We start from the raw sequence: 21,326 nt of genomic DNA on the forward strand, positions 1-21,326 counted from the left end.
TTTATATAAAAATTGAAAAACTATATGGATACAAGTATTATAAAGCTAAAAAGAACCTTTGAAATGTTTGATAGAGATGGCAGTGGAGCGATAAGTATCAAAGAACTGAAGCAGGTTCTACAAGCACTCGGACAAAGTATTACAGAAATCCAACTACAGGAAATTATAGCCGAAATTGATACAAATAGTGATGGTGAAATTAGTTTTGAAGAATTTTCCTCGCTCAGTATTATTTCTAGAGACACCCAAAGTCAAGAGCAAGATTTGATGCAAGTGTTTCAAAAGTTTGACAAAAATGGTGATGGCTATATCGATGTTCAGGAAATCAGTAGCGAAGCGATGTCAATCCTGAACAAAAATTTATCAGAATCAGAAATTATTGAAATGTTTCGGATTGCCGATAATGATGGCAATGGTCAATTAGATTACGATGAGTTTGTTAAAGTCATCATGGCCAAGAGTGCGGAGGTGGTATCTTCTGACACCCTTGAGATTTCGCCTAAGTTAATTGGTTTCCAATTTGTTCGCGACATTCCAGAACAAGCTTGGAAAATTGTCGAGCAGCTTCAACAACAAGCAAATTCTCATACAGCTTTTAATCATCCCTATCTTCAACGATTGGCAGAAGGTCATTTACCTGATGTCATGGGAGCATTACAGGATTTTGCAGTACAGTACGCTCAATACAGTAACAATTTCAAAACTTATCTCGATTTAACGATTTCTCAACTCACTAATCCAGAACATCAAGAATTAATTCTGGAGAATTCTCAAGAAGAGAACGGTGATTTAGACGAGTGGTCTCCAAAACAGTTAACAGATTTAGGCATTGATTTAGAGTGGGTAGACAAGATTCCTCATACCCTGTTGTTCAAGAGGTTTCAGAAGGCTTTGGGAGTAACTAAAGCAGATTTCGATCAAGTTTGCCCCGAAGCCCTACAATTCCGAAATCGGATCCAGGAGATTTGCTCGCAAAATGTTGCCTCGGCGATTGGTGCGATTGGATTAGCAGGAGAATTGGGAGTCAGCCAAATCTATACCTATATTCTTCAGGCGATAAAACGCTACACGCCCCTTGCTCCGCGTGAGTATGTCTTTTTTACTCTCCATACTCAAATGGATGACGAACATACTCAAGCTTTAAAAGCGATCGCGGCAGATTTAGCAAATACAGAAGAAAGTCGAAAACAACTTTCTCAAGCAATGACAATGGCGCTAGAAGCCCGTAATTCATTTTGGGATGCTTTGCTAGAACGGGCTTTGAAAATGCCAGAGAGCAAGAATAAATTTGTCTCTCCAGACCAATTGTACGAAACCAACAGTCAAAAATGGGTGCGAAAAGAACCCTCTTGTTTATCCGATTTTACAGCTCGTCCAGCAATTTTTGAGTTATGTGAACCAGTTAAAGATGCCGTCATCCTCGATCTCGGTTGCGGTGAGGGATACTGTGCGCGGGAATTAATGCGCCGAGGTGCAAGTAAAGTTATTGGAGTGGATATCTCGGTTAGTTCAATCGCTGCAGCCCAAGCTGAAGAACAGCGCGAACCGAATGGTATTACCTACCTTACAGGGAATTCAACCAATGTAAGGCAATTACTGAAAAACCACCGCGTTGTGGAGGAGTCAGAAGGGTTCGATCTGATTGTGGCTGTATTTTTGTTTAACTACCTCACCTTCCATGAAATGGTGCAGTGTATGACGCAAGTTGAGCAGTTGCTCAAACCAGGTGGGCGATTTATTTTTTCTATTCCCCATCCTAGCTTTGCTTTTTGGAGTAAACCTGAAGCCACCTTCCACTTCGATGTCGCAGCTTTCAATGGAAGTGAGAATAAGTCCTTGGGTTACTTCTCAGCTCGCGATCGCCTCTTACCAGGAACAATATCCCGTCGAGATGGTACGAAACTACCCGTGCAAGTCCGACACAAAACCATGCAGGATTACTTTGATGCCCTACGCGAGAGTGGTTTTGTAACTTTGCCTCAAGTACAAGAGCTAAAGGTGACAGACTCACATCTTCAGCTAGATCCTTCCTTTTTTGGCAGCCTAGAAGATGTGCCACTCCACATGGCATTTAGCATTGAAAAGCCTGAATTCCCAACACCAAAACGGTTAACTCAATCCAACAAAGCAATTATTCCAGATATTCTTTGGTCGGGAATTTTCAGTGAAGAGGATTACTGCTTTCAATTTCCTTCAAAAGCTTTGGAAGAATTTTATCAAGCACGCATACAACTCCAAGCAAATAATATTACATGGGAAAATTATCACATAGGTGATGCAGGAGAATTACCCCACTTACAAGCTTTTGCCCATAAAATGCGCGACTGCTGTTATGACACGACTGGCTTTGTTCTGATTCAAGGATTACCCCTAGAGGAATTTGGCAATAGCTACGAAGAGCGAGAAGCAACAGCCAAACTGCTCTACTATATGATGAGCGTCGAAATTGGTCTTGTTTCGGAACGAAGGAGTCGTCTTTTTGATGTGCGCGATCGCGGTTTAAATGTTGCCGATGATAATGTACTGTTTTCCGTCACCAAAGAAGCCTCTGGTTGGCATACTGACAGCACCGATAAAAACTTTAACCCAGATATTGTTGGCTTGCTCTGCTTACAAGATGGTAAAGAAGGAGGAGTGTTACAAAACGTCAACGCCCTCAATGTTTACTACCGCCTCAAGCAGATTCTGCCCCAGTCGATTTTTGAAGAATTGGAACAACCGATTATTCGCGACCTAATTGAAAAAGGCTTAGGTAAAGATTCTGGAGATACTTGGGAGCAACTGCGACGTAGTTCTTCACTGGGCGTGCAAAACTATCGCGTGATGAATAATCGCTTTCCTATCTTCAGCCGCGATCCCTATACTAATGAGTTTACCTGTCGCTATATGCGTTACTGGATTGAAAGTGGTCACAAGAAGGCAAATGTTCCTCTATCACCACTGTTGAAAATTGCCATTAATACTCTCGATCAAGTGATAGATAACGACCCAACAATTTATCGAGTTGAAAGAAAATTATGCCCTGGAGAAATTATTTACACCAATAATCATATCTGCTTGCATAACCGCACCGCCTATGAAGAAAAAGTCGATCAGCCTCGAAGACATATGGTAAGGGTGTGGATTGACTTTAATCCCCAGTGGAGTTTAGAAAGACAATAGACTTTCAGCGAGAGCGAACAAATGAGGGTAAACATTACTTAGCTACTCATAACCGCAGTCATTTAACTTGGATTCAGCAAATTCACGTTACATGAACCTATCCCACTATTCTAAAAATACCTACTTGTTTAAGTAAAATGCATCTGAAAAGCTTAATTTCTGGTTTTTAGTTCTCAATATGCTTAAGCTTTTTAGCACAAATTCTATTAGTGGGATAAATTTATATAACTATCGTTATCCAAAAGGGCTATTTCGTGGAACACACCCCTTGAACAGGTTATTTTCGACGGCTCGCGCACCTCGCTTGTCGAAAATAACCCGCTATCATGATGATCATGATGGCAATTAAAATAAACGCCCTTAAAAATATTTTGTAAATCCCAACTTTTAACCGATTGTTGGTAAAACTGCATTCTGGCTGCCCTAGCGGGAATACCTACCCTTATTCTGTCGAGTTTCGCCGCATGTCTACGCTGGATACCTTCTTGTTGAATGCCCAATCATCAAAAGTTGGTAAAATGGAAAAAAGTGAACCTCCCTTCGGCGCTCTTAAATTATCTATACTCTCTGCGTACTCTGCGCCTCTGCGGTTTTTTTAATCGGTAATCTTCCGGCGAGAAAGGAGTAATGACTATGAACTAGTTCCCACTCAGGTATGATGGGCAATCTACCTCTAAGCTGACAGAATCGCAGTATATGGCGTGATAATAAAGCCATGCAAAGGATGAACAGTCATGATTAAATCGTGGATGGTGATTGGGGGAGTCGCTTTTGTAGTAGCGTTGGGTGCTAACATTATTACTCCAGGCGATCGCAAATGGTTCAAACGTCTGCAACGACCGAGATGGCTCACTTTTGAAGCAGCGATTCCAGTTATTTGGACTATTATATTTATTTGCGGTGCTTGGTCTGCTTATATTGTTTGGGAACAGAACCCAGGAACCACCCCAACTTGGGTGCGCATGGGATTGTATCTACTTCTGGAAATTCTGACTATTGCGTATACCCCTGTCATGTTCAGGCTTCGCAGTCTTAAAGCTGGTACGATTCTCGGCGGCGCGGGTTTTATTGTAGGCATTATATTAACACTTGCAGTTTTACCTATTTCTGGTTGGGCAGCACTACTCCTGGTTCCTTACTTGCTTTGGAGTCCAATAGGGACATATACCACTTGGGCAATGATGCAACTTAATCCTCAAGATGTCTAAAGTGAGTGGAGAAGGTCACGAGGATGATACTACTTAATTTAAACATTCCAACCTACGGTTGATTAAACCCAGATGCCAAATTGTCACAATTGCCTTAAATAGATTGACAAAAATATCAAAAAGTGCATTAACTATGATTCAATCTTGGATGGTAATTGGGGCTGTGACTTTTGCGATCGCAGTTGGTACCTTTTTCATCACGCCTGGTGATGTTAAGTGGTTTGCACAGTTAACTCGCCCTAAGTGGTTGGTTTTTGAGCCGCTGATTCCGTTGATCTGGACTGTTGTATTTGTTTGCGGTGCAGCTTCTGCCAATATTGTTTGGCAAAAAAATCCCGGAAGCTTGATCAGTTGGCTCCTGATGGGTTCATTTGTTCTACTCGAAATCATTACCGTCTCATACATTCCAGCAATGCTTAGATGGCGGAGTCTCAAAGTTGGGGAAATTCTTGGATCAGTTGGTGTGATATTAGGTGTGCTGCTGACACTCTCTATTTTGCCGATTTCTAAATTTGCAGCGCTGCTACTTCTGCCATACTTGGCTTGGAGTCCAGTGGGAACCTACACAACCGAGGAATTAATCCAGCTTAATCCTAAAGATGCGTAGGTGTGTTACTTATATAATGCGTCCGTAGCGCGCAACCACGGAATGACTTGGGTTGGTTTCATTATTCAGCCAAGCCCACATCTGATCTCCTAGGGAAAAATGCCACCATTCTCTAGGATTGCGTTGAAATCCGGCTTTTTCCATAACTAGGCATAATAGCTGGCGATTGTCATGATATTGCTGTGCGAGTGGATGAGAAGAATTGGCAAAGTAGTCTGGATGCGATCGCTCTGACATTTCATCTATCGGCGAACCCATCTCTACAATTTCCCCCATATCATCTACCAGTGTCACATCCACAGCAGCGCCCGTACTATGAGGAGGCGGAGTTTTTTCATCCAAACTGGGTTCAGCCCAAATTTTATAAACCTCCTCCCAGATAACTTGGCTTTTGTCTGGTGATAACTCAGCCAGAGTAAGTCCCGCCATTTCCAAAGCTTCGCCAAAAGCGTAACTCACCATAAACTTTTGCACAGCCACAGGACGATAACCATCAAAAATTTGCAGACGCCATTGGGGACGCAGCAGTTGAAGGTAATTTTGGGCAGTTATTAGGCTTTCAACAACGCTTTGGCGGAGAAAATAAGGAGAGTGTTCACCATAAGGCGCACCCAATTTTTTATAAGGATGTGGAGATTCCACCGCGAACAGTTCCAAAGGAATCTCCACTAACAGTTCACCACACTCGATGATTGGTATTTTATGATAAGGTCTCATTCGTGATGTTGACAGCAAGACGACTGTTTTGTTGCTGTTCCTAACGCTTCCGGTACTGGATCGTAGCCACCCGGATGAAACGGATGACACCGCAAGATACGCCGAATTGCCAACCAACTACCGCGCCAGACTCCAAAACGTTCAATTGCTTCGATAGCATACATTGAACAAGTTGGTTGAAAACGACAAGTCGGAAGAAACAGCGGCGAGATAAACATTCGGTAGAAGCGAATCAGCAAAATCAATAATAATTTCATTGCTGTCACCTAGATCTAATAAAGTAGTAACAACAGTTATAGTTATCCATTTTGTTGTATCGTTGCTGAATTCATTTTTTGATTTAGAGTCTATTCCTCCTCTGTGGCTGCAAATTGCTGCCGTGACAATTTGGGTGTCACTCACGCTTTTTGTGGCATGGATTGTCAATCGCGTCGCCGGTAAAGATCCAGAAGTTATACGGAAAATAGTTCACATTGGCACAGGTAATGTGATTCTCTTGGCTTGGTGGTTAGATATTCCCCCAATTGTAGGTATTACGGCTTCGATTGTAGCGAGTGCAGTTACCTTATTGTCCTACCGATTTCCTATTCTCCCTGGAATTAATAGCATTGGACGCAAAAGTTTCGGGACGTTTTTCTATGCCGTTAGTATTGGTGTTCTCATCGCCTGGTTCTGGACACTGAAACAACCTCAGTATGCTGTACTCGGAATTTTAGTGATGACATGGGGAGATGGACTGGCAGCTTTGGTTGGACAGAAAATTGGTAAAAATAAATACAATATCTTTGGCAGACAAAAAAGTTGGGAAGGTTCCCTGACAATGACTGTCGTTAGTTTTATCATCAGTAGTTTGATTTTAGTGAGTGTACAAGGGAACCTTTGGCAAACTTGGCTGATATCTTTAACGGTTGCTGTAGTCGCTACTGGCTTAGAAGTTGTTTCGTTTCTTGGTATTGATAATTTGACAGTTCCTATAGGTAGTGCTGCACTGGCTTATGTTCTAAGCCAGTTGATGGCAAATGGGTAATTAAACCAGTGAACAGTTAACAGTGAACAGTTAACAGTCAGGGAGTCACGAGTCAGGAGGAGCCAGAAGTCGCAATTCTTTTTTCTTCCTTCTGAATCAAGAATTGCTGAATTCTTCTTCAAACTGATAACTGATAACTGTTCACCCTATAGCTAACGCCACGCCTTACGGCTATCGGGGAGAACCTTCGGTTCCGCTGCGCTAACGCCAGTCGCCTGCGGAGGAGCCAGTACTGAAGGAGGGTTTCCCTCCGTAGGTATCTGGCGTTGGAAACCCTCCCGCAGCGCTGGACTCACTGTTCACTGTTAAAAGCTGGGAAGTCTCAACACATCATCAGTAATCGTAGCGCCCGTGACGGTAATATCTGTACGGGTTGTGATAGATAGAGCGGTCATAAATATGCTGGGGATGGTAGCGCCTGTGTTGGTGATACCTGTTGTAATAATCATCTCGCCCACGGTACTCAATGTACTGGGGATGGTAGCGCCTGTGTTGGTAATCCCTATTGTAATAATCATCTCGTCTGCGGTAATCAATATACTCGGGATGGTGTCCGCGACGGTAGTAAGATCTGTAGCTTTGTGGGCAAGGTCTATGATAACGGTAATATCGACGAGTCTTGTAATGATGGTGTTTATGATTTTTTAGTTGTTCAGCATCAGTCTCCCAATCTTCCTGTTGAGCAACTTGCGTTCCTAATTTTTCATAGTTTGGCTGTGTTTGAATTTCTTTTTGGACAGATGCTGTGGCTACCTCTAATCCAAGACAACTGGGTAATAGTAAAGCACTAATTACGAATTTCCAAAACATTGTTTCACATTCCTTATTTCTCGTTCCCTAGCAAAACTAGGGAATGTCTACTGTGAGACTTTGGTTGAAAAAAGGATTTACGCAGTGAAACGAAAAATTAAGGCTGATTCTGCTGAAGGATAACAAAGCCTCTATAAATGCAATACCATCCGCCCAGGATGAAGGGAGTTCTTGGTGAGCGCTATCTTGATTTTTGGATAAATTTTTATTGTTTATTAAGATTTATCGCAATTATATTTTATTTGTGTGAAAGTGCCTGCGCGTAAGCGCAAAGCGGGCTGCAGGCATACGCGTAGTGGCTTTGCAGAAACTAAAAGTCAGACATAAATTCACTCCTATTGCCGAATAAGAGGCGAAATAACTACTTATCCAAGCAATTGAAGAAAAGTGGTTTTTAGCACCCACCGTAGTTTTAGCAGTGGCAATTTTTGACGTGACTATCAAGCTTGATTAATACAGCCCAAGTCTTGGCTGCAATGACACCATCAGCAACCAAAGAATAATGTGCTTGAAAATCTTTGACTGCTTTCTGTGTGCGATCGCTGAAGATACCATCAATTGCACCGGTGTAGAAACCGCAATTCTTCAGTGAAAGCTGAACGGATTTAACTATATTTCCAGTGCTATTTATCCGCAAAGTAGGCAAGCTGGCAGCTCCATCACAGATAAAATTCCAGGTAGATGCATCCACAACTCCATTCACGTTTAAATAACCAAGGCATTGAAGGAATTTAATCGCATTTTCGGTTCCTGAGCCAAAGTCACCGTCAACTGTAATTTCTAAAGCTGGTGTATAAATGGATGCTAGCCGTTGGTTAAGACGTTGTTGCATCTCTTTTACATCTTGACCTTTATTACCAATTTTCAGGGTTGGCTTGAATGTTGGGCACTGAATTGCAGTAGTCATTGCGATTTATCCGTTTGGTTTTTGATTACATAGTTAAGCTTCAATGCGTGTTGTGAGGATTACAGAAATATATTGACGCGGTGCGTCAGCGTTGCGTCACCCCTCTTTCTCCTGATCGGCAAACTAGTTCTCTACCATCCCCTGCAACTCCATCGGAGTGTAGCGTTTGTGTATAAGGGTGTAATCATTCGCAACTCTTGATAACTCAGACAATTGGGTCAAAGCAACAAGCGACACAAGAAACTTGAGATAACAGATATAATTAAACTTTAGGAGCAAAAATGTGTACGCTAAGGAAAGGCGCGAAACGCCAAGAGCCACACCTGAGCAGCTTAAACGTTTGTTCAAAATAGCTATAGACGCTAGTTTAAGTTTAAATGTGATTAACATGCTTAATTCAATTGCCGGCTACGACTGCCCGTCGGCAGAAAGGTATCTTACTTTCTGCATTAACCGTAAAAGACACGCTTAAACCTATTCAAACTTAAAAGCTACTATGCCCCCTAACCCGATGTGGTTGTGGGGGATTTTGGCATTTTTAAGGTCTTAAATGACTCAGTATCTCTGAGTCATTTCGTCATGAGTTAGTCTAAATTCCAGTTATAGAAAAATCCCTGGTAATCTTCAGTGATCATTTGCTGCCAAACTTAAAAATATTGTGGCTGATGCTACTCCTCTTTTTACATGTAATATTACTTATTTTATTTCTAACTCAGTGCAAACCTTACGGTAATCTACCCTACGAGTTCTCCTACGGAGTACGGGCACCGAAAGGAGTAAGATTGGTGTTGTTGAAATTTATCCCTTGCCTCGTCTTCTTGATGATGCTTGGACGTTGAGGTTGGGTGAAACCATAGCACTCCTAAATGATTCGTGAAAAAAGATCCCCGACTTCGAGTCAGAAGTCGGGGATCTTTTTTTTTTCAAAACTTTTTTTTTGCCTTGGTGCCTTCCGCAATATGCCTCATGCCTTAGAAGGAGTGTGAGTATAGAAGTATGTCACACATTTATTCACCAAATGTCTGCTGTCTTTTTGTTATAAGGATCTCCTGTAAATGGTTGTACGCCAGTATTGGGATATGCATCGTCTGATGGTGCAAAAATACGCATTGCAGCTTCAGAAATATATTGGGTGACTTTAGCAAGTATTTCGGAGATAGCCATAATATCAAACCCCCATTTTTTTTATCGCTTCACTTGCGATATGTCTTCTAATATATCTACTCTAGTTCTTCAAATTCTCCTTGGCTCTAATTGGCAATATATCTATATTTTCCGCAATAATCAGTGATATATAGTTGCAATACTTTAGATAAAAAAAACAATTCAAGAAACAATCAAGGATAAGGGAATGAAAGTGTCAATAATATGATTTTTTATCTTTCATCCTTCGTTTAGCATAGTTTGACATTTCACTTTACTCTTTGAGGGGTACGATCATTATTAATAATAAGTATAACTATTAAAATTCATTAAATATTTTGCAAAAATAATAATATAGTAGCCGTCAATACTCTAGTTACAAGCACTTTTTGACAGCGCTCTTTCAATAGTTGACATTATTTATGGTAAAATTTACCATAAGTCAAAGAAGTATTCTTCTAAGAGCGCTATGTCATGACTAGTTTCCCAAGTTGGAACCATGCATCTACAAATAATCAGCAACAGCAAAACACACAGAATCAAGAACTGACACTGTCTACTATTGATAACAGCCTGCTGACAGACCTTTACCAGTTGACAATGGCGGCTTGTTATGCTGGTGAAGGTGTAGAACAACGATGGGCAAGCTTTGAGTTGTTTGTCAGACGTTTGCCAGAGAATTTTGGCTATTTGATAGCTATGGGGCTGGCGCAAGTGTTGGAATATTTGGAAAAATACCACTTCAGTCCCTCTGGGATAGCGGCTTTGCAAGCAACTGGAATTTTTGCCAATGTTCCTGAGAGTTTTTGGTCACTCCTTGCTGAGGGAGGTTTTACTGGCAATGTTTGGGCGGTACCTGAGGGAACAGCAGTGTTTGCGAATGAACCTCTGTTGCGAGTGGAAGCACCTCTTTGGCAAGCACAACTGGTAGAAACTTACCTTTTGAATACCATAAATTACCAGAGTTTGATTGCGACACGTGCAGCAAGATTACGCGATGTGGCGTCTGAAAATGCAACACTGCTGGAATTTGGCACAAGACGAGCATTTAGCCCGCAAGCGTCTTTGTGGGCGGCGCGTGCAGCACTAGCTGGTGGTTTGGATGCAACATCGAATGTATTAGCGGCGCTACAACTGGGAGAAAAACCTAGTGGTACGATGGCTCACGCTTTGGTTATGGCACTGTCGGCAATGGAAGGTAGCGAAGAGCAGGCATTTACTGTTTTTCATCGTTATTTCCCAGGTGCGCCCTTATTAATTGATACTTACGATACTATTGCAGCTGCTGAACGGTTGTCTGCAAAGGTTAATTCTGGAGAAATCCAATTAGCCGGGGTTAGGTTGGATTCTGGTGATTTGGTGTCGTTGTCAAAACAAGTGCGATCGCTTCTTCCAAATGTGTCAATTTTTGCAAGTGGCGACTTGGACGAGTGGGAAATCGCGCGGCTTAAGGCTGCTGGTGCGCAGATTGATGGTTATGGGCTGGGAACGCGACTGGTGACTGGTTCTGCTGTTAATGGAGTCTACAAACTCGTAGAAATTGATAACATCCCCGTAATGAAACACTCAAGTGGTAAGGCAAGTTACCCAGGACGTAAGCAGATTTTTCGCTCTTTTGAGGGAAGTCAGGTGAAAGCAGACTCTTTGGGCTTGGTGAGTGAAGAACACGGAAGATATGGAAACGAAGAATTTCCCCAATCTTCACAAGTGCCTTTGTTGCAGTTGTTTGTTAAGGAAGGTAAACGGGTGCAACCACAACAGACTTTGGCAGAAATTCGACAAAGGACTGCCACTTCCGTTGCTAGTTTGCCAGACGAGACGCGACGTTTGGATAATCCCGTATCGGTGAAAGTTGAGATTTCTGCCCAGTTACAAGAGTTGACTCAAAAGACGAAGAACCCCCACAGGTAGAAAGGGGAGTGTTAGCGCAGCGTTAACGTTTGCGCAGCGCCCCTTTTAGGGGCTAGTGGACCGTAGGTCGCCGTAGGCTGGGAGTCAGAGAGTGAGAGAGAATAATTTTTGACTACTAATGACCAATGATCAATGACTAATGACTAATAACTATGAAAGTTGCTCTGTTTGGTACGAGTGCCGATCCACCAACTGCCGGACACCAAGCGGTTATTCGTTGGCTATCAGACCATTTTGATTGGGTGGCAGTTTGGGCGGCAAATAATCCATTGAAGTCGCATCAAACCCCTTTGGAACATCGGGTAGCGATGTTACATTTGTTGATTTTGGATATAGATTCGTCAAAGCATAATATTGCTTTGGAACAGGAATTAAGTTACTTGAGAACGCTGGAAACATTGGAGAAATCAAAAAAACGTTGGTCAGAGGCGGAGTTTACCTTAGTAGTTGGTTCAGATTTACTAGCTCAATTGCCGCGCTGGTATCGTATTGAAGATTTGTTGCAGCAAGTACAACTTTTGGTCATACCGCGCCCAAGATATGCAATAGATGAATCTAATTTACATATTGTGCAAAAACTCGGAGGGAAAGTCACGGTTGCCAAGTTTATCGGTCTAGATGTGTCCTCAACAGCTTATCGTGAAAATGGCGATCGCGAAGCCCTGACACCTCTGGTCGTTGATTATATTCACAAAGAGCATTTGTACAAATGTCTACCCGAAAATTTAACTTGTTAAACTATAAGCACTTTTGCCAAGCAACTCCAAATTTAAAATTCCAAATTGCATTCAATTGAAAACGGCTATATGCCAGGACACAACAAAATAAAGATTGTACACGCGCTAAAACAACCACCTTTAGCAGATTTCAAGGTTGGTGTTGATAATGTTATTTTCTCTGTAGATACTGCACAAAATCGACTGCTGGTTCTATTAGTGATGAGACAGCAGGAGCCATTTTTAAACTCTTGGAGTCTTCCTGGTACTTTGGTGCGTCAAGGTGAGTCTTTAGAAGATGCCGCGTATCGGATTCTGTCTGAAAAAATAAGGGTAAAAAACCTTTATTTAGAGCAACTTTATACCTTCGGAGGACCATCACGTGATCCCCGAGAAGCAAGCGATAGTTATGGTGTACGTTATCTATCGGTGAGTTACTTTGCCCTCGTGCGATTTGAGGAAGCAGAATTGATTGCTGATGGAGTCACTGGAATCGCTTGGTATCCCGTGAAGCAATTGCCGCAACTAGCTTTTGACCATAACAAAATTTTGGCATACGGACACAGACGTTTACGAAATAAGTTGGAGTATAGTCCAGTCGCGTTTGAAGTGTTGCCAGAAGTGTTTACTTTAAATGATTTATATCAGTTATATACTACAGTTTTAGGAGAAATATTTTCTGATTACTCTAATTTTCGAGCGCGTTTACTCAAGTTAGGATTTTTATCAGATACAGGAATAAAGGTGTCGCGTGGTGCTGGTCGTCCAGCTAGTTTATATAAATTTGATGCGGAAGCTTTTGCTCCTTTTAAGGATAAACCTTTGGTTTTTCTTTAATTGAAACATTGGCAAGAAAAGACGTAATTATCTATAATCCTTAATCCAATATGAAGATAGCGATCGCTCAACTTAATCCTACCATTGGTGATTTGCCAGGAAATGCCCAAAAAATTCTAGAGGTGGCACGAAAAGCAGTTGCAGATGGTGCACGTTTATTACTAACGCCAGAACTTTCTTTATGTGGCTATCCACCCCGTGATTTATTGCTTAATCCTAGTTTTGTTCAAGCAATGGACATTGCTTTAGAACAACTAGCACAAGATTTGCCTCCAGAACTCGCTGTGTTAGTAGGCATGGTTGAAGAAAATGTAAAAGCACACAAGACGGGCGGTAAAACTTTATTTAATAGTATCGCTTTGTTAGAAAGGGGAAAAGTCAAGCAAGTTTTTCACAAGTGCCTTTTACCAACTTATGATGTTTTTGATGAAAATCGCTATTTTGAACCAGGTTCAGAAGCTAGTTATTTTACCTTAGATGATATTCGTATTGGCGTCACGATTTGCGAAGATTTATGGAATGATGAGGAATTTTGGGGTAAGCGAAGTTATGTCACGAATCCAATTGCTGACTTAACAATTTTGGGTGTAGATTTGATTGTGAATTTGTCGGCTTCTCCTTATAGTGCTGGCAAGCAGAAGTCTCGCGAAGCAATGCTTAAGTATAGTGCAGTGCGTTTTCAGCAACTGATTCTCTATGCCAATCAAGTCGGGGGGAATGATGATTTAATTTTTGATGGTAGAAGTTTTGCTTTGAATCGTCAGGGTGAAATAGTCTGTCGTGCCTGTGGTTTTGAAGAGGATTTGAGAGTTGTGGAATTTGATGAAGTGCAACGAGATTTGCACTCAGGTTCTATAGCGCCAGAATATGAATCTCAAGATGAGGAAATTTGGCACGCTTTGGTTTTAGGATTGCGAGATTATGTTCGTAAGTGTGGCTTTTCTAAAGTTGTGCTGGGTTTAAGTGGTGGAATAGATTCTTCATTGGTGGCGGCTGTTGCTACCGCAGCATTGGGTAAAGAAAATGTCCTCGGTATCCTGATGCCTTCGCCCTACAGTTCTGAGCATTCTATCAGCGATGCTTTGGCATTAGCAGAAAATATTGGTATGAAAACTCATATCCTACAGATAGGGGAGTTAATGCAAGGCTATGACAAAACGTTAGCTGAGTTATTTGCCCGAACAGAGTTTGGACTGGCAGAGGAGAATATTCAATCCCGGATTAGGGGCAATTTATTGATGGCAATTTCTAATAAATTTGGCCATCTGTTGCTATCGACTGGTAATAAGTCAGAAATGGCAGTTGGTTACTGCACTCTTTACGGCGATATGAATGGGGGTTTGGCGGTGATTGCTGATGTGCCCAAAACCCGCGTTTATTCGATTTGCCATTGGTTAAATCGCAATGGTGAAATGATCCCACAAAATGTTTTAACCAAAGCACCCAGCGCCGAACTCAAACCCGGTCAACTTGACCAAGACTCGCTACCGTCTTACGAGGTTTTGGACGACATATTGCAACGGTTGATTCACGATTACCAATCTCCAGAACAAATTATCGCTGCAGGTCATGACCCAGAAATAGTAAGCCGAGTGACTAATTTGGTGGTGCGTGCGGAGTTTAAGCGACGACAAGCACCCCCCGGATTGAAAATTACGGTTCGCGCCTTCGGAACTGGTTGGCGAATGCCTATTGCTAGTAAATGGGCGTCTTTGCAATTCAAAATTCAAAAAAAGATTCTTCATTAGGACTTACGCAAAAACTCTTTTAAACTCACTTATTTACCTATGCGCTAATGGGACTTTAGAACTTTCTGGCAGAAAAAGTGGCTGAAAGCCTTTGTGGATAAGGCAAATACGTCAACTTTGCTAAAAGTGCCTCAAACCAAGCTACAACAACACGGCGAGGCTTCATCGATCTAAAAGCCTTGCCTGTTCTACGATTGAAAGGATTTTGAGCCTAATTTTTTAAAAAGTCCCACTACTTATATCAAGTCCGGATGATCACTTGTCATTGCGAGCGGAGCGGTAGCGTAGCGTGGCAATCTCAAACCCTTGCGATTGCTACCCTATGGCTGACGCCACGCCTTACGGCTATCGGGAAGCCGCTTTGCGTCTACGTTTCACTGCGTTCCACTCGCAATGACATACCTTTAAATTTTTACGCCGACTTACTTACATAAACAATGAAAAAAACAATTGAATAATTAAAATCTATGGAATTAGTATCTTTTATTCCTATCCATTGTATATGTGTAAAGGAAATTATCATAGCTACTATTTCAAAGATTTGGCTTGTGCTGCGAAGATTTAGAGATAGACAATCTTGGATGTTCTACATAAAAAATAAAGATTGTCTAATCAATTTCATCTTCTATTTAACCCTCTAAGTGCATAAGTTGATTTTCCAGAAATCTATGAATGAGTAGAAGGCGACTGATTCAAGCTAAACATTTGCGTAAGCGTTCAGGTAGGGCTTAATTCAGACTTTTGTCAATGGGTCTACCTTGGACTACAAACAACACAACAATATTTTTATCAATAAATAAAAATGACATTATCACCAGATACCCATATTGCTGCCATTTCCTTTGAGCATGACATTCAACGACTAACGGATGATTTTACTGGACGAGATTGGATATTCAAGAGAATAGGTGAATGGTTGAAAAATAAAAGCGATCGCTTTTTTATCCTGACTGGGGAACCGGGGGTGGGCAAAAGCGCAATTGCTGCTCAACTGATCAAAATTGACAAGAACGACATTAAAGCCTTTCACTTCTGTCGAGCAGGGGACGTGGAAACTGTTAGACCTGGGCGTATACTTCGGTCTTTAGCAGCTCAGTTAGGGAAAAACCTACCACTACACGGGCAAGCTTTAGCAAATACCATTAAGCCTGTTCACCTGCGAGTAGAGGTCAACGTTAAGATTGAGTCTATGACCGGAAGTCAGCTTACAGGAGTCTATATCGAATACCTGAAAGAAAGCGATCCGGATAACGAATTAGATATCCTCATCCGAGCACCCTTGGCAGAGTTGGAGAAGATGTATGCCCAACAGCAGCAAAAGCCACCTGATGCAGCAGTCATCTTGATTGACTCTTTGGATGAAGCCGTGACCACTACAGGGGATGAAAACGACGTGAAGCAGAAGCTTTGGGCTATGCTTGCCTACGCACTAATGCTGATGATAAATTAGCAAGTTTATTAATTGTTCATAATGCGTTGCCACAAAAAAGTCAGTATGATCTCAGAGTTTTAGATGAAGCGAAGAAAGTCGCAGAATTAATTGAGGAAAGTGGGACGAAGATACAAGACCTGCACGACTTAGCAATAGCCCTTACTCAAGCTGAGCGCTTAAGCGAAGCCCAAGAGATTATAAGTAGAATAAATGACGTTACTGTGAAGGCTGAAACACTAGGAAAGTTGGCAGTAGCCTTTGCAAAGAAAAAAGATAATGAGCAAGCGATCGCCATCTTCAACCAAATCAAAATACTGATAGGCGGAATCAATGACCAATCTTTGAAAGTAGAGGCATTGCGGAAGTTGGCAGTAGCTTATCTACAAACGGAATTGGTGTCGCAAGCAAAGCCTATTTTTAAAGAAGCAATAGCAATAGCACTGACAATAAAAGACATAAAGATACTGAGTCAATTAGCAGTAGCTTTAGCCCAGGCTGGAGATATTGAGAACGCTAATATACTTTTTATTGAAGCTAAAAAACTGACAGAGGGAATTGAAAACAATTTTAAGAAAGCTGAAACCCTGCGGGAGTTAGCACTAGACTTCGCATTGAGTAAGTTTGTAGAGGAAGCTAAGGCTACTTTTAACAAAGCAGAGGAAGTGGCACGTAACATTGCTCAAGATTTCAAACAAGTGTACCCGCTGCTGGAATTGGCGAAAGTCCTGGCACTTGCTGGTGAAGTCAATAAGGCGATCGCAATTTTTGACGAAGCCATAAAAGTTCCAAACGCTATTGAGGAAGGGTGGGAACAGGCAGAGATCCTGCGGAAGTTTGCAGAAACCTTAGTTAAGGCTGAGTTTGTAACGGAAGCGTGTGTAGTTTTCACCGACGCGAGGAAAGCGGCACGCAGCATTAGGGGAAACTGGGAGCAAGCAGAGGCATTGCGAAACTTGGCAGCAGGTTTGGTGCAGACTGGATTAACGGAAGAAGTACGTCAGTTCTTCACTGAAGCTGAGAAACTTGCACTCAAAAAGGGAAGTGACGCGCAACAGGAACAAGTACTATGTAAATGGGCTGTCGTCTTAGAGCAAGCTGGCTTTACCGATAAAGCGAGTGCAATTTGCAACAATGCCGATAAATTTGCACAAGCAAAGCAAGACATGGCTCGAATGAAGGAACGGGCAGAAGGTGTGCGTGAATTTGCAAACGCCTTCAATCAGATTGGCAGTCACACAGAAGAAGAGTGGGAGTTGTTAGAAGCTATAAATCAAGCTGAAAACTCCACAGAAGTATGGAAAATCGTACAGACTGTAGTAAATTTCAAACTGTTTGAGCAACCACCACCAGATCAGTTGGTATTATTACTAGCTATGGCTCAGCAATTCCCCGCAGCTATTAAAATTGCACAAGCCATCAAAGACGACCAAGAGCAGATATCCATACTGAGTGAATTGGCAGCAACTATAGCTTGGATGGGCTGCTTCAAGGAGGCATTGAGTATTTTTGGATTCAAAAACGGACAAAGTCAATTTTTAAATGCTTTAGTGGAATGGATATTTGCTTCTGAGAAGGTTGAGCAAAAGCGATGGTTAGAGATCCTGCAAGAAACAATACGTATTTTTGGGTGGATGTATCCGTATTGGCATAAAGTTTATGACCAGTTAGTTTCTGAAAGCAGTAGAGGAACATCTCCTATTTCTGAGAATCCAATACAGGCAAACAAAAGAAAGCGGAATCCAGCTTCTGAACAAATACAAACAAGTAAGAATTCTAGGCTCAAGTTAGTCTTACGTCGTAATGTTAGCTCAATAATTATCTCCCCCGAACAAGCTCAACGCCTTGAAATTTGCATTCACGAAGCTACTGCTATTCTTTATCACAACATCCCCAAAAATAAACTATCAACTATCGAAAGTATTGAAAGAATTATATTAGAGCAAATTCTCCAGAGCGTCATTACGAAAATTGCCGTTTTCCACCAAGGTTTTGAATAAGTGTTTAAGGTTACATTTTAACAAGGAATAAGAGGAGATGGAAGAGCGTACTTACAGCCCTTTGCAAATGGTAGACAACCTATATATGGGTAATAAAAAGCTAAAATTAATCAATGGTTTCAACTGGAAGCCGCTAAATTCAAATTGTCTTCATGTTTTGTTCTCGATCATAATGCTCTCGATTTTAGGTATGGCTGATAGTAGTTTTGCCTTTGAAGCAAAAGTAAAAGAGGAAACATTGCAAACTTACTGGTACCCGCTCCCAGGAGAACGCTCTGATAAGACATTACAAAGATCGACTACGGTTTATATATTATATTGTCGTCTTGTAGATCACTGGTGCTATTTAGAAAATTATAAAATTTCGCAAAAAAGAATCAGACATCTCCGGCGATGGGTTATGAGAGATCAACTTTGTTCTAATGATACTATGGATAGTAATAGTAGTCCTTTGTTCTCTTGTAAATCAAAGGCTAATTATTCTACTCTAGATGCTCTGCTCAAGGTGAGAAATTTTTATTGTGATGAAAAAAATCCGTTTTACTGGTTTGACTATAAAGTAGAAAACCATATAGTAGTAAACTATTTTTGTCCAATAAAAAGATGAGTAAAAAACGTCAATACATTGATTTAAATCTAGAGTTGCGAGATCTAGATATATCAAACAACACATTCAAAGTTTCTATTCCCATTTCTACTGTTGGTGAAACTCGCGAAGCATTTCCAGCCCCTTATATTTCTGAAGAAATAGAAGAGTATTTGACAAGGCTAGAAAGAAAAAATAATCTTCCACTTTCAGAATTGGTAGAGTTTGGGAAACAGATAACAGCACGGTTATTTCCATCATTAGAAGTTACCAATTTATTTCAAAGAGCAATTGAAAAAGCAGGTCAAGACGGTTACATTCGCCTGCGACTAGTGATTAAGCATCCAAAATTAGCTCAAATACCTTGGGAGTTTTGCTATTTTCCTCAACCAGAAGGTGAAGATAGCTATGATAATTTTCTGGTTCTAAATCCTAAATATTCGATGGTACGCTATGAGCCGATAGATTCTTCTCCATCGAAGATTGAGAAAGAGAATCAAGAAAGTTTGCGTCTCTTGGCAGTGACAGCAGATCCAATAGGAAACCTGCAATTGAAGATGGAGCAGAAAGCGATAGAGAAAGCATTAAAAGGATTTAATGTAAAGGGAGTTAACCTAAATTGGGAACCTTTTATCAATAATCCAACAGTTGATGATTTGATTTCCGAGTTACATAAAGGGGCTGATTTATTTCACTTTGCTGGTCATGGTGTATTTACAGAAAAAGAGGTTTTTAATTCTCGTGAGCAGGCAAGGTTTGTTATCAATGAATCAGAGTTCAATAGCTTACAAAGAAACCAAGTTCGTTTTCTTTCTACCTCACCAGAAATAGAAGATTCTAGAGGGATAGGAAATCTAGTTTTACTTAACAAGAAAACAGAAGATACTTATGAATTATTTCCTGCTAATGAATTAGCAATACATTTACAGCAAGCAGGTGTCAGAGTAGCTGTTTTGGGCGCTTGTGAAACTGGACGACGTGATGGTGTTTCTCCTTGGACTGGAATTGCACCTGCTGTGATGAAACAAGGTATACCAGCAGTGCTAGCAATGCAGTATAAGGTGTCTGATAGTGAAGCAATCGCCTTTAGTAAGCGATTTTACACCGCGCTAGCAGCTGGACTAACCCTTGATGAAGCTGTATCTCTGGGACGACGAGAAATGTACAACGAGTCAAAGCAAGGATATGAATGGGCTATACCCGTGCTTTACATGCGTTCGCCTGATGGAATTGTTTTCCCGGAAATTACCAAAAGAGAATTACCAACAGCAAATGCTTTGCGAGTAGAGGGTGAAGCAGAGATTAAGAGTATTAAGGGAGGAAAGTTTAGTGTTATAGACATTGAAAAAGTTGTTAAAGCTACTCACATTGGAGGAAAGTTGGTAGCTGATACTGTAGAAAATTCTAACGCTGCAGTAATTGTGATAAAAGAAGCATAGGCATCATTGGAGTTAATTTTTATTGTTTGGTTCATGGCCACTTTTGTCCTCTTTCCCAAATCGCATCCCATATTTTTACTATTGCTTCACGCTTACCAAGGTTGAAGATAACAGGAGTTAATCCCCAAATATCTGCTAATTTGAATATTGAATGTTTGAGAAGGAAGATCCCTACTGGATTTACAATTCCTTTGATGGTGTAAAAAGTATTTCTCTTATGGCGAATCAAACTCCAATCCCTGTTGTTGTCATTGGTGCTGCGGGCAAAATGGGTCGCGAGGTCATTAAAGCGGTGACGCAAGCAGCAGATATGAATCTTGTAGGTGCGATAGATACAACAGCTGAATATCAAGGTCAGGATGCAGGGGAACTGGCGGGTTTAAGTGAACCTTTGGAAATTCCAATTACCAATCAATTGGAACCGATGCTGGCGTTTGCATCTCAAGGAAAACAGCTAGGGGTGATGGTAGATTTTACTCATCCTAGTTCTGTGTATGACAATGTTCGTAGTGCGATCGCCTATGGTCTTCGTCCAGTTGTGGGTACCACTGGCTTAAGTCAAGAACAAATTCAAGATTTAGCAGAATTTGCTGATAAGGCAAGTACGGGGTGTTTAATTATTCCCAATTTTTCTATTGGTATGGTACTGCTGCAACAAGCAGCAGTTGCGGCTTCTCAACATTTCGACCACGTGGAAATTATTGAACTGCATCATAACCAAAAAGCTGATGCCCCCAGCGGGACAGCAATTCAAACTGCTCAGATGTTAGCAGAAATAGGTAAAACATATAACCAGCCTCTTGTGGAAGAAACGGAGAAATTACCAGGAGCACGAGGTAGTACAGCCGAAGAAGGCGTTAGAATTCATAGTGTGCGTTTACCAGGACTGATTGCGCATCAAGAGGTGATTTTTGGTGCTGCTGGTCAAATTTATACTCTAAGACATGATACGAGCGATCGCGCTTGCTATATGCCAGGAGTATTACTAGCAATTCGCAAAGTCCTCCAGTTAAAGTCGTTAGTATATGGATTAGAAAAAATTCTTTAACAGTAAACAGTAAACAGTGAACAGTTATCAA

19 protein-coding genes are annotated in these 21,326 nt (G+C 41.3%); 13 read left to right on the top strand and 6 right to left on the bottom strand.

All coding sequences use genetic code 11. From position 1 onward, the window contains the following. The first annotated feature begins 24 nt into the window (after positions 1–24). The 3 genes from AC5JM2_RS00985 to AC5JM2_RS00995 all read left to right on the top strand — a co-directional run bounded on the left by AC5JM2_RS00985 (position 25) and on the right by AC5JM2_RS00995 (position 4,977). Positions 25–3,162: an EF-hand domain-containing protein gene (locus tag AC5JM2_RS00985; protein ID WP_495833048.1), complete on the top strand. Its 3,138-nt coding sequence runs from the start codon at positions 25–27 to the stop codon at positions 3,160–3,162. Positions 3,163–3,896: 734 nt separating this feature from the next. Beyond that, the gene (locus AC5JM2_RS00990; protein WP_495833049.1) at positions 3,897–4,370 is read left to right on the top strand and encodes a TspO/MBR family protein; all 474 of its coding nucleotides are present in this window, start codon (positions 3,897–3,899) and stop codon (positions 4,368–4,370) included. A 133-nt stretch (positions 4,371–4,503) separates the two neighbouring features. Beyond that, positions 4,504–4,977, top strand: a complete 474-nt coding sequence (locus AC5JM2_RS00995; RefSeq protein WP_495833050.1) for a TspO/MBR family protein — start codon at positions 4,504–4,506, stop codon at positions 4,975–4,977. A gap of 9 nt (positions 4,978–4,986) precedes the next feature. Here AC5JM2_RS00995 and AC5JM2_RS01000 read toward each other — a convergent pair whose 3' ends face one another. Together AC5JM2_RS01000 and yidD are read right to left on the bottom strand one after the other, a co-directional pair. Next, entirely contained in the window at positions 4,987–5,694 is a 708-nt protein-coding gene (locus tag AC5JM2_RS01000) for a M15 family metallopeptidase (protein WP_495833051.1), read from the bottom strand. Further along, positions 5,691–5,951, bottom strand: coding sequence for a membrane protein insertion efficiency factor YidD (gene yidD, locus AC5JM2_RS01005; protein ID WP_210620842.1), 261 nt, complete (start codon positions 5,949–5,951; stop codon positions 5,691–5,693). The genes AC5JM2_RS01000 and yidD overlap by 4 nt, the downstream gene beginning before the upstream one ends. 62 nt (positions 5,952–6,013) lie before the next feature. Between yidD and AC5JM2_RS01010 the strand changes: the two genes are divergently transcribed. Continuing rightward, positions 6,014–6,721, top strand: a complete 708-nt coding sequence (locus AC5JM2_RS01010; RefSeq protein WP_495833052.1) for a diacylglycerol/polyprenol kinase family protein — start codon at positions 6,014–6,016, stop codon at positions 6,719–6,721. A 152-nt stretch (positions 6,722–6,873) separates the two neighbouring features. Here AC5JM2_RS01010 and AC5JM2_RS01015 read toward each other — a convergent pair whose 3' ends face one another. The 4 genes from AC5JM2_RS01015 to AC5JM2_RS01030 all read right to left on the bottom strand — a co-directional run bounded on the left by AC5JM2_RS01015 (position 6,874) and on the right by AC5JM2_RS01030 (position 9,602). Continuing rightward, the gene (locus AC5JM2_RS01015; RefSeq protein WP_495833053.1) at positions 6,874–7,017 is read right to left on the bottom strand and encodes a hypothetical protein; all 144 of its coding nucleotides are present in this window, start codon (positions 7,015–7,017) and stop codon (positions 6,874–6,876) included. Positions 7,018–7,054: 37 nt separating this feature from the next. Continuing rightward, a complete protein-coding gene (locus AC5JM2_RS01020; protein WP_495833054.1) occupies positions 7,055–7,531 on the bottom strand; it encodes a hypothetical protein in 477 nt (158 codons plus the stop codon). Positions 7,532–7,943: 412 nt separating this feature from the next. Further along, positions 7,944–8,438: a peptidoglycan-binding domain-containing protein gene (locus AC5JM2_RS01025; RefSeq protein ID WP_495833055.1), complete on the bottom strand. Its 495-nt coding sequence runs from the start codon at positions 8,436–8,438 to the stop codon at positions 7,944–7,946. 1,011 nt (positions 8,439–9,449) lie between these two features. Continuing rightward, entirely contained in the window at positions 9,450–9,602 is a 153-nt protein-coding gene (locus tag AC5JM2_RS01030; protein ID WP_169266116.1) for a hypothetical protein, read from the bottom strand. Between the two features lie 453 nt (positions 9,603–10,055). Between AC5JM2_RS01030 and AC5JM2_RS01035 the strand changes: the two genes are divergently transcribed. From AC5JM2_RS01035 to dapB, 9 genes are all read left to right on the top strand, one after another. After that, positions 10,056–11,492 carry a nicotinate phosphoribosyltransferase gene (locus AC5JM2_RS01035; protein WP_495833056.1) on the top strand — a complete coding sequence of 479 codons (1,437 nt, stop codon included), beginning with the start codon at positions 10,056–10,058 and terminating at the stop codon, positions 11,490–11,492. A gap of 152 nt (positions 11,493–11,644) precedes the next feature. Continuing rightward, positions 11,645–12,229 (top strand): nicotinate-nucleotide adenylyltransferase, encoded by a 585-nt coding sequence (locus tag AC5JM2_RS01040; protein ID WP_495833057.1) that lies wholly within the window; start codon positions 11,645–11,647, stop codon positions 12,227–12,229. A 69-nt stretch (positions 12,230–12,298) separates the two neighbouring features. Then, positions 12,299–13,045, top strand: a complete 747-nt coding sequence (locus AC5JM2_RS01045) for an NUDIX hydrolase (RefSeq protein WP_495833058.1) — start codon at positions 12,299–12,301, stop codon at positions 13,043–13,045. 50 nt (positions 13,046–13,095) lie between these two features. Then, positions 13,096–14,793 carry an NAD+ synthase gene (locus AC5JM2_RS01050; protein ID WP_495833059.1) on the top strand — a complete coding sequence of 566 codons (1,698 nt, stop codon included), beginning with the start codon at positions 13,096–13,098 and terminating at the stop codon, positions 14,791–14,793. Between the two features lie 802 nt (positions 14,794–15,595). Then, on the top strand, positions 15,596–16,243 hold the full coding sequence (locus tag AC5JM2_RS01055; RefSeq protein WP_495833060.1) for a P-loop domain-containing protein: 648 nt from the start codon (positions 15,596–15,598) through the stop codon (positions 16,241–16,243). Beyond that, positions 16,201–18,222 carry a tetratricopeptide repeat protein gene (locus tag AC5JM2_RS01060; RefSeq protein ID WP_495833061.1) on the top strand — a complete coding sequence of 674 codons (2,022 nt, stop codon included), beginning with the start codon at positions 16,201–16,203 and terminating at the stop codon, positions 18,220–18,222. Before AC5JM2_RS01055 ends, AC5JM2_RS01060 begins: the two co-directional genes overlap by 43 nt. Positions 18,223–18,259: 37 nt before the next feature. Continuing rightward, positions 18,260–18,829, top strand: a complete 570-nt coding sequence (locus AC5JM2_RS01065) for a hypothetical protein (RefSeq protein ID WP_495833062.1) — start codon at positions 18,260–18,262, stop codon at positions 18,827–18,829. Next, positions 18,826–20,247, top strand: a complete 1,422-nt coding sequence (locus AC5JM2_RS01070) for a CHAT domain-containing protein (RefSeq protein WP_495833063.1) — start codon at positions 18,826–18,828, stop codon at positions 20,245–20,247. The genes AC5JM2_RS01065 and AC5JM2_RS01070 overlap by 4 nt, the downstream gene beginning before the upstream one ends. Before the next feature lie 217 nt (positions 20,248–20,464). After that, positions 20,465–21,295 (top strand): 4-hydroxy-tetrahydrodipicolinate reductase, encoded by an 831-nt coding sequence (gene dapB, locus AC5JM2_RS01075; protein ID WP_495833083.1) that lies wholly within the window; start codon positions 20,465–20,467, stop codon positions 21,293–21,295. Positions 21,296–21,326: the final 31 nt, after the last annotated feature.

This window comes from Brasilonema angustatum (assembly GCF_059505445.1).